This is a genomic window from Streptomyces sp. NPDC052101, from assembly GCF_040680235.1.
GTDB lineage: Bacteria > Actinomycetota > Actinomycetes > Streptomycetales > Streptomycetaceae > Streptomyces.
In genome coordinates this window covers 17,994-31,310 of sequence record NZ_JBFAWH010000004.1, presented here as the reverse complement: position 1 = coordinate 31,310, position 13,317 = coordinate 17,994, and the positions used below count along the sequence as shown (strand labels likewise).

Genomic DNA, 13,317 nt, shown 5'->3' with positions numbered 1-13,317 from the left:
CTGGGGAGTTGCGGCTGGCCGTGCTCGTAGTGGCGCCCCAGCTGCCAGCAGCCTTGTGCCGCCGGCAAGCGAGACGCCCCGTTGCCAGCCGCTGCGCGCCGCCAGAGCGGGCTGGTGAGCCCCTCGTAGGCCCATGGGCAGCCGGAGCGCAGCGGAACGTCACCGCCCGGTCAGCCGGAAACGGCTGACCGGGCGGGAGCCTGTGCCCTGGTCGTGGCGCTCGCCACGGGCACGCCGACGCCGGCGCCGACAGGAGCCGCGGCCACGGGCACCGCGGTCCGCACCGGGGCGGACTGCGTCACCCGCCGTGGCTCGGTCGTACGGCGCGGCACGCCGGCCGGATGCGGTCGTGCCGCCGTCGGCGCCGACAGCGTGAACCACACGACCTTGCCGTTCTCGCCGTCCGGCCGGGCGCCCCAGCTCTCGCTCACCGCCGCCACCATCGCGAGCCCCCGGCCGCAGGTGGCGAGCGGTGTGGCATCCAGGGCGTGCGCGACGTCGGCCAGCACCGGCAGCCGTGGATCGTTGTCGCGCACCGAGACGGTGAGCCGGTCCGGCGCCAGCTCCAGCTCGACCGTGCACGACTTGTCGGGCCTGGCATGCCGGTGCACATTGCTCAGCAGCTCCGTCACACCGAGCGCGGCCCGGTCTATCAACGGGTCCATATGCCAGTAGCGCAACTGCGCAGATACGATTCTGCGGACCTGGCCGATCCGCGACGGCAGGGCTTGGAGCTCCACCGTGCAGTGCCTGCTTGGGTGACCGATCACGGCTGCGACTCCCCGATGTAGAGGTCCGAAGGGACCGGAAGAACACGGAGAACAACGGATCCAGCAGGGTGCTTGCGTCCAAACGGCCGCCTGCTGTCGTGGCCGGCGGGCTGGTTCGCAGCGTTATCGCCGGTAAACCCAGAGTGACGTGTGACCAGCGTGACGCAGTGGATGCGCTCCCGCAACTCGCCGCGACGGTCGGCTGCTCGGAGTACGCCACCGGGGTGATCCGGGTCGGCTGTCGGCTGTCGTCTCCCGCTCAGCCGCCGCGTCGGGCGGCCTGGCGCACCGCATCGATGAACCGCCGTGCCGCGGGCGGCCCCGGCTCGCCCGGAGCGGGGTCCTGCTCGCCCAGCGTCAGCAGGTACCGGTTGCCGTTGATGTCGGCCAACGCCTTGTCGTGCGGCCCGAACCACGGCTTGGACGCGCGCACCGCCTGCACCGGCGCGCTGTCGATCTCGCTGCCGTAGCTGGTGAGCAACTCCACCCTGCCGTCGTTGATCCGGACCTGCCCGGCGCGGGTGAGCGAACGCAGTCGCTTGCCGATCCGCACGCCCGTGGCCGTGAACTCCGGCTCCGCCATGCCTCGCCGCCCCCTTGCCCGTGTGCTCCCGCGATCCAGTGTGCGCCCCCGCCGGGGCCAGCCCCGGGGACGATCGTCCCGTCGCGTGCAGTCTGCCCCGATGCGGCCGGGAGCACCAGTGCACGCGGAGCGCGTACCACAGTCGCCCGGAGCACTCCCGCCAATGCGCCCCCGGATGCCCCGTGCACCTCTGCCTCAGGGGGTCTTTGAGGGGCTCAAAGATGCGTTTATGCAGGTGGGAAGCGGTGTGAAAGATGCCTATGCTCAAGATGCCGGGCGCGTGAGGCGTCCTCGGCGCCCAGCGTAAGGAGTATCGCCGTGAGCACCCCCCACCAGACCACGACCGGCGCCACCCTCGACGTCGACCGCAGTGACGCCACCTACCGTGACTGGCTGAAAGAGGCCGTCCGCAAGGTGCAGGCCGACGCCAACAGATCGGCGGACACGCACCTGCTGCGCTTCCCGCTCCCCGAGCACTGGGGCATCGACCTCTACCTCAAGGACGAGTCGACGCACCCCACCGGCAGCCTCAAGCACCGCCTCGCCCGCTCCCTGTTCCTCTACGGCCTCTGCAATGGCTGGATCCGCCCCGGCCGCCCGGTGATCGAGGCGTCCAGCGGCTCCACCGCCGTATCCGAGGCCTACTTCGCCAAGTTGATCGGCGTGCCCTTCATCGCGGTCATGCCGCGCACGACCAGCGCCGAGAAGTGCCGCCTCATCGAGTTCCATGGCGGCCAGTGCCACTTCGTGGACGACTCCCGGAAGATGTACGAGGAGTCCGCCCGCCTCGCGGTGGAGACCGGCGGCCACTACATGGACCAGTTCACCTACGCCGAGCGGGCCACCGACTGGCGCGGCAACAACAACATCGCCGAATCCATCTTCCGTCAGCTGGAGTTGGAGCGGTTCCCGGAGCCGGCGTGGATCGTCGCCACGGCGGGCACCGGCGGCACCTCGGCGACCCTCGCGCGCTATGTCCACTACATGCAGTACGACACCCGTGTCTGTGTGGCCGATCCGGACAACTCCTGCTTCTTCGAGGGCTGGACCACCGGCGATCCGGACGTCACCTGCGACTGCGGCTCGCGGATCGAGGGCATCGGCCGGCCGCGCATGGAGCCGAGCTTCGTGCCCGGCGCGATCGACCGGATGATGAAGGTGCCGGACGCGGCCAGCGTCGCCGCCGTACGCGCCCTGGAGGCGGCCATCGGCCGCAAGGCGGGCGGCTCCACGGGCACCGGACTGTGGAGCGCGCTCAAGATCGTCGCCGAGATGGTGGCCGAGGGCCGCCGGGGCAGCGTCGTCACCCTGCTCTGCGACCCGGGCGACCGCTACCTCGACAAGTACTACTCCGACGCCTGGCTCGCGGAGCAGGGCCTCGACATCGCGCCGTACGCCGTGGCGATCGAGTCGTTCTTGGCGACGGGTGTGTGGCCGGAATGAGCCGGTCCCGCCCCGTCGGCTGCCGCTGCGCAACGGGCAGATGACGGGGCTGTGTGGGTTTGGTGACGTCTCAAATGGGGCTCTGGGCAAGCCGGTTGTCTCTGAGTGACTGATAAGATCATCCCACTTTTCAGTGGGCTGACGGCGTGTCAAGTTGCATGCCAGGGGGACAGTCTCAAAGGCACCGTCGCGCTCGTATGCTTCCGGCGCGATGCGACTTGAAGAGAGTCTCATGACGTCATTGACCCAGGATCCACTCCTGTGGATCTTGCTGGTGGTGCTCATCGCTGCGGTCGCCGCAGTGATGCGGGCCCGGAGAACCAACATGGCTCTCCGAAGAACGAGAAAGGACCTGGAGACAGGACTGGGGGAGGCTCGCGGCGACGTCGGCCAGCTCCACACGCACATCGCCGCGCTGACCGCACAGCATCAGCGCGACCTCGCGGACGTACGGGCGGACGCCGAGGCGGGGACCAAGGCGGTGCTGAAATCCGCGATGGGCACGCTGCAGTCGCTCGCCGAGGAGCAGCAGGTCCTGCTGGACAGCCTGCTCAGGAAGTACGGCGACACCACGGACGTCCTCGCCGACCTGATGTCCGTCGACCACACCGGCAGCCAGTTCGGCCGCCGTGCCAAGGGCATCTCCGTACTGTGCGGCGGATGGCTGGGCAGGCGTGACGGCGCCGCCACCGTCTACGACGTGGCCCGCAGCGCGCAGGGCAGGATCAAGGACTTCAACCGGGTCGGCGTCCACTCCCAGGTCAACGTCTCGCTCGTCGGCAAGGCGGTCGAGCCGGTGGCCGTCGTGCTGGCCGAACTCCTGGACAATGCGACGAACTACAGCGCGCCCGGGACGCCCGTCGAGGTCAACATCCAGACCGTACCCACCGGTGTCTGCTTCATCGTGGATGATGCCGGACTGGGTATGGACCAGGAGACCAAGGACCGGGCGGCGGCTCTGCTGTCCGTCGACGGTCCCGTCGACATCACCGGTCTCGGCGATCCGCCGCGGTTCGGCTTCGCCGTGTGCGGCATGCTCGCCACCCGCTACGGCTTCGCCGTCTCCGTCGGCTCCGTGTCCCCCTACGGCGGAGTGCGTGCAGTGATTCGTGTGCCCGAAAATCTCCTCGCGGCCGACGTTCCTTCCCCTGCGGCCGACATCCAGGACACCGCCGCGGGCCCGGAGGCGGCCCCCCAGCGACTGGCGTCGGTCCCGCCCGTGGGCCCTTCGCACGTGGTGGGAACGACCCAGGGAGGTCTGCCCAAACGCCGCCGGCGGGAACGCCCCGTCACGGTCGTCCCGGCCCTCGACACCGCCGGCCAGGAGGGGACCCTCGAACCGGCCAGCGAGGTGACGGCGTCGCGGCTCGGGGCGTTCGCGCGCGGAACCCACCTCGGGCGCACCACGAACACCACGGAAGGATCTGACAAGCAGTGAAGATCGACCTGTCCTGGGTGCTGAACGATGTGCTCGAGGTACGCGGAGCCCGGCATGCGGTCCTTGTCTCGGGCGATGGTCTGCTGCTGCAGCGCTCCGACGACATCGCACGCGACGACGCCGAGACGAACGCCGCCGCGATGAGTTCGATGCAGTCGCTGAGCCGCGCCGTCGCGGGGTTCGTGGGGGCGGGGCACGGCATCTGGAAGCAGACGCTGCTGGAGTACGACGGCGGCTGGATCTTCCTGATCGCCGCCGGCCAGGGCTCCTACCTCGCCGTCTCCGCCGCGCTGGACGTGGACATGGAAGCCATGTCGTTCCGTATGCAGAAGACCGTGGCCGGCCTGAGCAAGGCGATGAGCGTGGCGCCGCGCTCGGACAACGGCGTGGGCGCATGAGGACGCCCGGCGAGGAAGCCTCCGTCACCAGCGAGTTCGTCCGCTCCTACGTCATCACCGGCGGCCGCAGCCTGCCGGCCTCGGACGATCTGGCGCTGCACACCCTGGTCACCCTGGCTCCCGAGCGGATCCCTCCGCTGGGGGCCGGTCCCGAGGTGATGGCGATCTGGCAGCTGATCGCGGGCGGCTACCTGTCGGTCGCCGAAGTGGCCGGCCACGTGGGGCTGCCCGTCGGGGTGGCCCGGCTGCTGCTGACCGATTTATTCGAGCAGGGACACCTCCTGCGCCGCGCCGAGCCGCCCCGGGCTCAGAACGTTGACAGAGCGACCCTCGAGAAGGTTCTGAATGGACTCCAATCCCTCATCGGCTGAGACGGCCCCTGGATCCATCTACGTCTCCAGCGCGGTGACCAACGCCGCCAAGATCCTCGTCGTCGGGCACTTCGCGGTGGGCAAGACGACCTTCATCGGCTCGCTGTCGGAGATCACCCCGCTGCGGACCGAGGAGAAGATGACACAGGCGTCCCTGCACGTGGACGACCTCAGGGGCGTGACGGACAAGACCACCACCACCGTGGCCCTGGACTTCGGCCGGCTGACCCTCAGCGACGAACTGGTGCTGTATCTGTTCGGCACCCCCGGGCAGCAGCGCTTCATGCAGCTGTGGGAGGACATGGCCCGCGGCGCGCTCGGGGCACTGCTCCTGGTCGACCCCGTCCGGCTGGAGGAGACCTTCCCCGTCATCGACCTCGTCGAGCGGTACGGCCTGGAGTACGCCATCGCGGTCAACAGCTTCCAGTCGGGCCGGGTGTACGAGGAGGCGGAGGTGCGCGAGGCACTCGATCTGCTCCCGGACACCCCCGTCGTCTACTGCGACGCCCGCGACCGGCAGTCCTCCGCCCACGCACTGATCGCGCTCGTGCGTCATCTGCTCACCCGAGCCGCCTGACCTGCCCCTCCCCGCCCCCACCCCCGCCCCCTCTCCGCCCGGACCCTCGGCCCGGAGCCAGCAGAAGGATCCCCATGGACCGCCAGTCAGCCCCCACCTCCGCCGGGGCCAGATGCCCCATGCACGACGCGGCGTTCGCCGCCGACCCCCACCAGGTCTACGACCGGTTGCGCGCCCACGGTCCGGCCGGACCGGTCGAACTCGCACCCGGAATCGACGCCACCCTCGTCGTCGGCCACGAGACGGCCCTGCGCGTGCTGCAGAACTCCACGCTCTTCGCCCGGGACGCCCGCCGCTGGAAGGCCCTGGGCGAGGGGCGGATCGGGCTGGACCACCCGGTGCTGCCGATGATGGCGTACCGGCCCAACTGCCTGTTCACCGACGGCGCCGTGCACCTGCGGCTGCGCAAGGCGGTCACGGACAGCCTCGCCCGGCTCAACATCACCCGAATACGGCGCGACGTCGAGCCCCTCGCCGACTACCTCATCGACCGGTTCAGCGAGCGGGGCCGCGCCGACCTCCTCAACGACTACGCCAAACTCCTGCCGTTGCTGCTGTTCAACAAGCTCTTCGGCTGCCCGGCGGACATCGGTGACACCCTGACCAGCTCCATGTCGGCGATCTTCGACGGCAAGGACGCCCTGCGTGCCAACGATGAACTCAACGCCTGCCTCATGGAGTTGATCGCCCTCAAGCGTCGTACGCCCGGCGACGACATGACCTCCTGGCTGATCCAGCACCCCGCCGGGCTCACCGACGAGGAACTCAAGGACCAGCTGGTCATGCTGATGGGCGCCGGTGTGGAACCCGAGCGCAATCTGATCGGCAACGCCCTGCTCCTGCTGCTGTCGCCCGACAGCAGCGGACGCGACTCCGGGCTGCTGATCGAGGAGGCGATCGATCACGTGCTGTGGAACCAGACGCCGATCGCCAACTACGCCACCCACTACCCGGTCCGGGACGTGGACCTCGGGGGAGTGGTGGCCGAGGCGGGCACACCGGTCGTGATCAGCTTCGCCGCGGCCAACAGCGATCCCGCGCTGATCGAGGCCCGCCGGATGCACAGCAAGGGAGCCCACCTGGGCTGGGGGGCCGGACCGCACGCGTGCCCGGCCAAGGACCCGGCGCAGGTCATCGCCGTCACCGCGATCGAGAAGATCCTCAACGCCCTGCCCGACCTGATCCTGTCCGTCCCGGAGAAGGACCTGGAGTGGCGGCCGGGCCCGTTCCACCGGGCGCTGGTCGCGCTGCCCGTGGCCTTCAGCCCGACTCCGGCCACCCGCATGGCCTCCGCACTGCAGAGCCGGAGCGCCCCCGCCGCGGCGGAACAGCCGCTGCCCACGGCACCGGTCCCCGCGGCCCGCCAGGAGCCGGCCAGGAAGAAGGGCTTCTGGAGTTCCTTCCTGGACATCTTCCGGGTCTGACGCCGGGGGATTCCTGCGGGGTTGATGTGCGCTTTTTGTGGACATCTTCCGGGACTGGTGTGCGGCATGTGACGGGAGCAACACTGTCGGGTGCATGACGAAGGAGAGAGGAAGGGTAGGTTCCGGCGGTATCGGTAACGCCCAGCCGCAGAGGAGCTTCGCGTGACCGCCGTTGGCGTCATACGCGGCATCACCACCGACCGCCGAGCCGTCATCCCCCTCCTTCGTCGCCTCCGCTCGGACGAGGGACAGGCCAATCCCCTTCCCGTCTGGGACGAGCTGCGCGCACTCGGTGAGGTGGTGCCCGCCCCCTGGGGCGGGTACTTCGTCACAGGATTCGACACCTGCAGCGAGATCCTGCGCGGCAGGAACTGGCTCGTACCGGACTTCGCGTGGCAGGAACGGCGGTCCGACATGACACGCTGGCAGGACCCGGCGACGCGGGAGATGACACGGACGCTCTCCCGCCTCAACCCGCCCGAGCACACCTTCCGGCGCCGCGCCCTGGGCAACCTCTTCGACCGCGACACCCTCGAGATCATGCGGCCCCGGATCACCGCCCACGTCACCGGGCTGCTGGACCGCCTCGACCTGGCGCTGCGTGCCCACGGCGAGGCCGACTTCGTCGCCACGGTCGGCGACCAGCTGCCCGTCCACACCGTCGGGCAGTGGCTCGGTATCCCGGCCGAGCACTACCCCCGCATCCTGGACTTCACCCACCGTCAGGTCCACGCCCAGGAACTGATCCCCACCCGAAGCGAACTGGCGATCTCGGCCCAGGCGACCCTGGAGATGCAGGACTTCTTCACCGGCCTGGTCGCCCACCGCCGCGCCCACCCCGGTGACGACGTCCTCACCGGGTGGATCCGCTACTGGGACGCCCAGTACCCCGACGACCGGGCGGCGGCGGACCAGCTGCTGTACGACCTGACGATGTTCATCACCATCGCCTCGCTCGAGACCACGACGACCCTGCTGACCAATGCCGTGTGGTTCGTGACCCAGGACCCTGCCCGGGCCGACTGGCTGCGCCGGCACCCCGAGCACGTCGACGACGCGATCGACGAGGCGCTGCGCTACGACCCGCCGATCCACCTCAACTCCCGCTTCGCGGCCGACGACACCGTCCTCGCCGGCGTCCCCATCGCCAAGGACACCACCGTCCACGTCCTCTACGGCGCCGCCAACCACGACCCGCGCCGCAACCCGGACCCCCAGGTCTTCGACATCCGCCGCAAGGGCGGCCACCTCACCTTCGGCGGCGGCGCCCACTACTGCCTCGGCACGGCGCTGGCCCGCCTGGAGGCCCGCATCCTGCTCACCCAGCTGCTGGATCGATTCCCCACCCTGCGGCCGGCCGCAGGCCCGACCTATGCGAACCGGATGGTCTTCCGGCGCCTCACCTCGCTGAAAGTGACGACATGACAGCCCTCCCCCTGACGACCCTCCCGACCGCGACCGCGACCGCGACCGCGACCGCGACCGCGACCGCCACCGCCGCCGCCGCACGGCGGACCCTGCGGACCCACAGGGAGGGCCCCGTCCTCACCGTCGAACTGAACGATCCCGAGCAGGGCAACGCGGTTACCGACGCCCTGCTCGACGACCTGCTGACGGTCCTCCAGGAGCAGGACCCGGACGTCCGGGTGCTGGTGCTCGCCGGGAGCGGCGACGACTTCTGCCTCGGCGGGGACCGCGGCGAGTTCACCCGACAGCTCGCCCACGACCCCCGGGGCGGCGACATCCGCCTGACGGGGCTCAAGGCGCGACGCGTCTGCGACGCCCTGACCACGAACCCGGCCGTCACCATCGCGCGCGTCCACGGCAAGGCCATCGGGGCGGGCTTCGCCCTGGCACTCGCCTGCGATCTGCGGGTCGGATCCGAGGACGCGACCTTCCGGCTCCCCGAACTCGCGCTCGGCCTGCCCACCGCGTGGGGCGGCCTGCTGCCCCGCCTCATCAGCGAGGTCGGCGCCGCCCGGGTCCGTGACATCGTTCTCACGGGCCGGGCTATCACCGCCGCGGAGGCCCAGTCCCTGTCCATCCTGCAGCGGGTCGTCCCCGCTCACGAGCTGGACGCGGCCGTCGCCGAGTGGGCCAGGCCCATCGTCCGCCGCCCCCAGGCGGCCCTGCGTGTCACCAAGACACTGCTCAACTCGCTGTCCGCGGCCTCGCGTCTGGCCGACGTCTCCGCGCTGGACGCGGAACTGATGGCCGCGGTCGTGACCGAGTCGCACCATGCCCGCGGCACCGGCTGATCACCGCCTCGCCAGGCGCCGGTCCAGGGAGGTCACCGCGTCACGGAAGGCGCGCCCCAGGCCCGGCCGGGCCAGCCGCAGGACGAACCGGAACGGCGCCGTCCCGTCGGCGGCGAAGGTCCACCGCACCAGCGTCCCGGTGCCCCGAGGCGCGAGGCGCCACTCCTCCACCAGGGCATGGGCACCCGGCGCGTTGGTGGTGTCGACGCGGTAGGCGTACACCTCGGGCGCCTTCGCCACGAGCACGGTCTCCTCGAACCGCGTTCCGCCCCTGAGCCGGATCTCCCGCCCGGCGCCGCCCTCGGTGGCCCGGGCGAGGGTCACCGCCGAGAACCACTGCGTCCAGCCGGGCACGTCCTCCGCGAGCGCGTGGAAGACCTGCTCGGGGGACGCGGACATCTCCCGCGCGAACACCAGACGGACGGGCGCGGCCCCGACGAAGTCGATCTCCACCGGGCGCAGACGACGAGCCATGGACGCAAACCCCCTTGTCCCACAGGGAAGTTGACCGAGGGGATCACCATAGCTGACGACCCCTCAGATGTCTGTGTCGTCTTCCCCGGGCTCGCCCGCCACGACCACCCGCAGATGCTCCGAGATCTCCGCGCGCGCCTCGCCCGGCAGACCCGCGTCGGTGACGAGCGTGTCCACCTGCTCCAGCGTGGCGAAGGAACTCAGGCCCACCGTGCCCCACTTGGTGTGGTCGGCGACCACCACGACCCGGCGCGCGGAGTGCACCAGCCGCCGGTTCGTCTCCGCCTCCGCGAGGTTCGGCGTGGACAGACCGGCCTCGACCGATATGCCGTGCACCCCGAGAAACAGCAGATCGAAGTGGAGGGCGGCGATCGCCTGGTCGGCGACCGGCCCCACCAGCGAGTCCGACGGGGTCCGCACCCCGCCGGTCAGCACCACCGTGGCCGCGCCCTGCCGCTGGCCCGAGGTGCGCTGCGCCGCGTGGAAGACGTCCGCGACCCGCACCGAGTTCGTCACGACGGTCAGGTCGGGGACCTCCAGCAGATGCTGGGCGAGCGCGTACGTCGTCGTACCGCCGGACAGGGCGATCGCCGTGCCCGGGGTGACCAGCCGGGCGGCGGCCCGTGCGATGTCCTCCTTGGCCGTCAGCTCCAGACCCGACTTGGCCTCGAAACCCGGCTCATGCGTGCTGGCCTCGACCACGGGCACCGCGCCGCCGTGCACCTTCTCCAGCACACCCTGGCGGGCGAGGGCGTCCAGATCACGGCGGACGGTCATGTCCGACACACCGAGCTTGCGGGTCAGTTCGTTGACGCGCACACCGCCCCGGCGCCGGACCTCGTCCAGGATCAGGGCGCGACGCTGCTCCGCGAGGAGGTTCTGATTCTCGCTCACGTACGCTCCGGTCCTTTCGCCGCCATCCGTCCGACACGCCCGCCGCACCGCCTCCGACCAGGAGACACCGTCCGTCCGGAGATGCGCGGGCGTCCCATCTTTTCACGGGTCGACACGGGTTGCGCCACCACCTGTCATGATGCGCACGAGCCGCGCCCGCCCCCGCCGTCCCGGCGCCCGTCACCCGGATCGGGGAGATTCCGTGACGAGAGGTGTACGCCCGCACGGGAGCGGAGAGCCTGAAGCCCGCATCGACACATGCCTTCGGCCCGTCACGGGGGTGCGAGAACAGTGGACCGCGCACAGGAACGCCCTGCCGGACAGCGGACTGACAACGATGCCACGCCGGAGCCCGGCCATGAACGCCGGCCCGCCGGCGCGGAGGCCGAGCTGGAGCTGCTGGTGCACGGGGTGGGCGGCACCACCCCCGAGAAGATGCTCGGCGACCCGCGTACCGTCCGGGTCACCGGCGACGACACGGCCGCCGTCTTCCGGCGCGCCGAGGACGTCGGGGCCGAGGATGCCGAGGCCGGGGACGCTGGGGCCAGGGAAGGCCCCCGGGACGCGCCCGTCCAGGAGGCGTACGTCTGGTGCAACCTCACCTCCGGCGACAGCAGCCGCGCCCTGTGGCTGGTGCTGCTGCCGTTCATGGTGGTCAACCTCGCCCACTGGATGCGCCCCGCCGCACCCGGCCGGCGCCGCGCCGTCCGCCTCTACGGCCTCCTCGTCCGGCTGGCCGCCCTCACCCTGACCGTGCTGCTGGTGGCCGCCGCCTGCGAGGTGGCCCTGGACCTCGTGGCCTGGCAGTGCGCCGGCGTCCACGACTGCACCCACCGCCACTCCTGGCTCAGCTTCCTCGCCCCACGGATGTCCGAGGCCCCCGGCGGGCACGGCAGCTGGTGGAGCCTGCCCGGCCGCCGGCTCGCCCTCGCCGCGCTGGTGCCTGCCGCGCTGACCTGCCTGCTCTGGTATCTGTCGCACCGCACATGGAGCGCCTACGAGTCCCACCGGCCGATGTCCCACGACCCCGAAGGGGACACCGACGGCAGCGCACTGGCCCTGCCCGGCTTCTGGTACGGACGCCGCCTCGTGGCCCGGCTGCGCGCGGCGCACACCGCCGCGGCCCTGCTGACCGTCGCCGCCGCCGTGGCCACCCCGGCGGCCCGCTTCGACCACCGGCCCGGCGGCCCCGCCGTCCTCGACGTTCTGAGCTGGCTGCTCACCGCGGCCCTGCTGGCCTGGGCGGCGGCAGCGGTGGGTGCCGTCTGCCGCCGCGGCCGCAGCGAGAACCGTCTCGACCAGCGGCTCGACCGGCATCTCGTACGCGGCCTGCCGCTCGGCGCGCTCACTCTGCTGCTGCTCACCGCGGTCTACGCCGGCTGGGCGCGGCCGGGCTGGCGATCCACCGGGCGGCTGCCGGGCGACCCGGCCTTCGGCGCCCTCATGCTGGCCCAGGGGCTGCTGGTCGTCGCGCTGGCCGTGGTGGCTCAAAACCTCTACCGCCGCGGCCCCGATCCGCGCACCGGGATGCGCGGCCTCAGCGGACCGGCCGTCGCGCTGCTCGCCTGCGCGCTCGGCGGCGTGATGTCCGGTGGGGTCGCGCAGCGCGTGGCCGACTGGCTGGACGGCCCCCGCGCCCTGCTGCCGGGGCCGCCGGTCCTGCTGAGCTGGCAGGCGTCCACGATCCCGCCCGTCCTCGCGGCCCTGCTGGTCCTCGCCGCCGGCCTCGGGATCCGCACCGCCCGGCTGGCCCGCACCGAGCGTGACCGGATCAGCCATGAGCATCCCGGCGAACCCGAGGACCCAAGCCGTACCCGCGCCATCGCCCAGGTCCGCGCGATGGCCACCCTCACCGACCGCGCACCCCTTGTCGTCGCCGTGCTCGCCGTCACCACCCTGGTCCTCGGGGCCGTGGCGCTGGCCGGGGCGCTGGCCACGGGCAAGACGCCCGACGGGGCCGCCCGCCGCACCTACGACGCCGTACAGTCCCTCGCCGAGACCTCGCAGGCACTCGGCTCCTGGCTGGTCGGCCTCGGCTTCGTGCTCTTCGTGACCTGGGGCAGGCGCGCCTACAAGGACGCCTCGGCGCGCCGCACGATCGGCATCCTCTGGGACGTCGGCACCTTCTGGCCGCGTGCCGCGCACCCCTTCGCACCGCCCTGCCACGCCGAGCGCGCCGTGCCGGACCTGACCTGGCGCATGGCCACCTGGACCCGCCGCACCGGGGGCCGACTCGTCCTGTCCGGCCACTCCCAGGGCAGCGTCCTCGCCGCCGCGGCCGCCTGGCAGCTGCCCCTGTCCGTCCGCGGCCGGACCGCGCTGCTCACCTACGGCTCGCCGCTGGAGCGCCTGTACGGCCGCTGGTTCCCGGCCCACTTCGGACCGCCCGCGCTCGCCGCCCTGCACCGCGACGTCGCCTGCTGGGGCAACCTCTACCGGCGCACCGACCCCATCGGCGGCCCCGTCCGCGTCCCCGACGAGGCCGGCTCCGCGGTCGACCACGCCCCGCTGCGGGATCCGCTCGCCTACGGCCGTACGGCCGCGCACCCGCTGCCCGCGCCCATCCTCGGCCACTCCGACTACCAGGCCGATCCGGCCTTCGCCCGGGAGCGAACCCGTCTGCTGAGCCGCCTGCGCCCGGCCGTGCCAGGACCCCGCCCTGAACGGCACGGGCGGGGCTGAGGGCG

At 71.7% G+C, this 13,317-nt stretch carries 13 protein-coding genes; 9 read left to right on the top strand and 4 right to left on the bottom strand.

Annotation, left to right across the window (positions count from 1 at the left end):
* Positions 1-170 precede the first annotated feature (170 nt).
* Both AB0L75_RS10295 and AB0L75_RS10290 read right to left on the bottom strand, forming a co-directional pair.
* Positions 171-770 carry an ATP-binding protein gene (locus AB0L75_RS10295; RefSeq protein WP_365178162.1) on the bottom strand — a complete coding sequence of 200 codons (600 nt, stop codon included), beginning with the start codon at positions 768-770 and terminating at the stop codon, positions 171-173.
* Between the two features lie 259 nt (positions 771-1,029).
* Complete coding sequence (locus AB0L75_RS10290; RefSeq protein ID WP_365178159.1) at positions 1,030-1,353, bottom strand: hypothetical protein; 324 nt, start codon at positions 1,351-1,353, stop codon at positions 1,030-1,032.
* Between the two features lie 318 nt (positions 1,354-1,671).
* Between AB0L75_RS10290 and AB0L75_RS10285 the strand changes: the two genes are divergently transcribed.
* The 8 genes from AB0L75_RS10285 to AB0L75_RS10250 all read left to right on the top strand — a co-directional run bounded on the left by AB0L75_RS10285 (position 1,672) and on the right by AB0L75_RS10250 (position 9,262).
* Complete coding sequence (locus AB0L75_RS10285) at positions 1,672-2,796, top strand: PLP-dependent cysteine synthase family protein (protein WP_365178157.1); 1,125 nt, start codon at positions 1,672-1,674, stop codon at positions 2,794-2,796.
* 232 nt (positions 2,797-3,028) lie between these two features.
* Positions 3,029-4,234 carry an ATP-binding protein gene (locus AB0L75_RS10280; protein WP_365178155.1) on the top strand — a complete coding sequence of 402 codons (1,206 nt, stop codon included), beginning with the start codon at positions 3,029-3,031 and terminating at the stop codon, positions 4,232-4,234.
* Positions 4,231-4,632 (top strand): roadblock/LC7 domain-containing protein, encoded by a 402-nt coding sequence (locus tag AB0L75_RS10275; protein WP_365178152.1) that lies wholly within the window; start codon positions 4,231-4,233, stop codon positions 4,630-4,632. Before AB0L75_RS10280 ends, AB0L75_RS10275 begins: the two co-directional genes overlap by 4 nt.
* The gene (locus AB0L75_RS10270; RefSeq protein WP_365178150.1) at positions 4,629-5,003 is read left to right on the top strand and encodes a DUF742 domain-containing protein; all 375 of its coding nucleotides are present in this window, start codon (positions 4,629-4,631) and stop codon (positions 5,001-5,003) included. The genes AB0L75_RS10275 and AB0L75_RS10270 overlap by 4 nt, the downstream gene beginning before the upstream one ends.
* Positions 4,978-5,580, top strand: coding sequence for an ATP/GTP-binding protein (locus tag AB0L75_RS10265; protein ID WP_365178148.1), 603 nt, complete (start codon positions 4,978-4,980; stop codon positions 5,578-5,580). Before AB0L75_RS10270 ends, AB0L75_RS10265 begins: the two co-directional genes overlap by 26 nt.
* Positions 5,581-5,699: 119 nt before the next feature.
* Positions 5,700-7,004, top strand: a complete 1,305-nt coding sequence (locus AB0L75_RS10260; RefSeq protein ID WP_365178892.1) for a cytochrome P450 — start codon at positions 5,700-5,702, stop codon at positions 7,002-7,004.
* A gap of 162 nt (positions 7,005-7,166) precedes the next feature.
* Entirely contained in the window at positions 7,167-8,429 is a 1,263-nt protein-coding gene (locus AB0L75_RS10255; RefSeq protein WP_365178145.1) for a cytochrome P450, read from the top strand.
* Positions 8,426-9,262 (top strand): enoyl-CoA hydratase/isomerase family protein, encoded by an 837-nt coding sequence (locus AB0L75_RS10250; RefSeq protein WP_365178142.1) that lies wholly within the window; start codon positions 8,426-8,428, stop codon positions 9,260-9,262. The genes AB0L75_RS10255 and AB0L75_RS10250 overlap by 4 nt, the downstream gene beginning before the upstream one ends.
* Here AB0L75_RS10250 and AB0L75_RS10245 read toward each other — a convergent pair whose 3' ends face one another.
* Both AB0L75_RS10245 and AB0L75_RS10240 read right to left on the bottom strand, forming a co-directional pair.
* Positions 9,263-9,736 carry an SRPBCC family protein gene (locus AB0L75_RS10245; RefSeq protein ID WP_365178139.1) on the bottom strand — a complete coding sequence of 158 codons (474 nt, stop codon included), beginning with the start codon at positions 9,734-9,736 and terminating at the stop codon, positions 9,263-9,265.
* A 63-nt stretch (positions 9,737-9,799) separates the two neighbouring features.
* Positions 9,800-10,630 carry a DeoR/GlpR family DNA-binding transcription regulator gene (locus AB0L75_RS10240; protein WP_365178136.1) on the bottom strand — a complete coding sequence of 277 codons (831 nt, stop codon included), beginning with the start codon at positions 10,628-10,630 and terminating at the stop codon, positions 9,800-9,802.
* A 390-nt stretch (positions 10,631-11,020) separates the two neighbouring features.
* Between AB0L75_RS10240 and AB0L75_RS10235 the strand changes: the two genes are divergently transcribed.
* The gene (locus tag AB0L75_RS10235) at positions 11,021-13,312 is read left to right on the top strand and encodes a hypothetical protein (protein WP_365178890.1); all 2,292 of its coding nucleotides are present in this window, start codon (positions 11,021-11,023) and stop codon (positions 13,310-13,312) included.
* Positions 13,313-13,317: the final 5 nt, after the last annotated feature.

What these genes read in the sequence shown, in the direction of transcription:
- AB0L75_RS10245 (WP_365178139.1), bottom strand. Translation starts at nt 9,736, where the DNA reads ATGGCTCGTCGTCTGCGCCCGGTGGAGATCGACTTCGTCGGGGCCGCG.
- AB0L75_RS10250 (WP_365178142.1), top strand. Translation starts at nt 8,426, where the DNA reads ATGACAGCCCTCCCCCTGACGACCCTCCCGACCGCGACCGCGACCGCG.
- AB0L75_RS10265 (WP_365178148.1), top strand. Translation starts at nt 4,978, where the DNA reads ATGGACTCCAATCCCTCATCGGCTGAGACGGCCCCTGGATCCATCTAC.
- AB0L75_RS10290 (WP_365178159.1), bottom strand. Translation starts at nt 1,353, where the DNA reads ATGGCGGAGCCGGAGTTCACGGCCACGGGCGTGCGGATCGGCAAGCGA.
- AB0L75_RS10270 (WP_365178150.1), top strand. Translation starts at nt 4,629, where the DNA reads ATGAGGACGCCCGGCGAGGAAGCCTCCGTCACCAGCGAGTTCGTCCGC.
- AB0L75_RS10260 (WP_365178892.1), top strand. Translation starts at nt 5,700, where the DNA reads ATGCACGACGCGGCGTTCGCCGCCGACCCCCACCAGGTCTACGACCGG.
- AB0L75_RS10280 (WP_365178155.1), top strand. Translation starts at nt 3,029, where the DNA reads ATGACGTCATTGACCCAGGATCCACTCCTGTGGATCTTGCTGGTGGTG.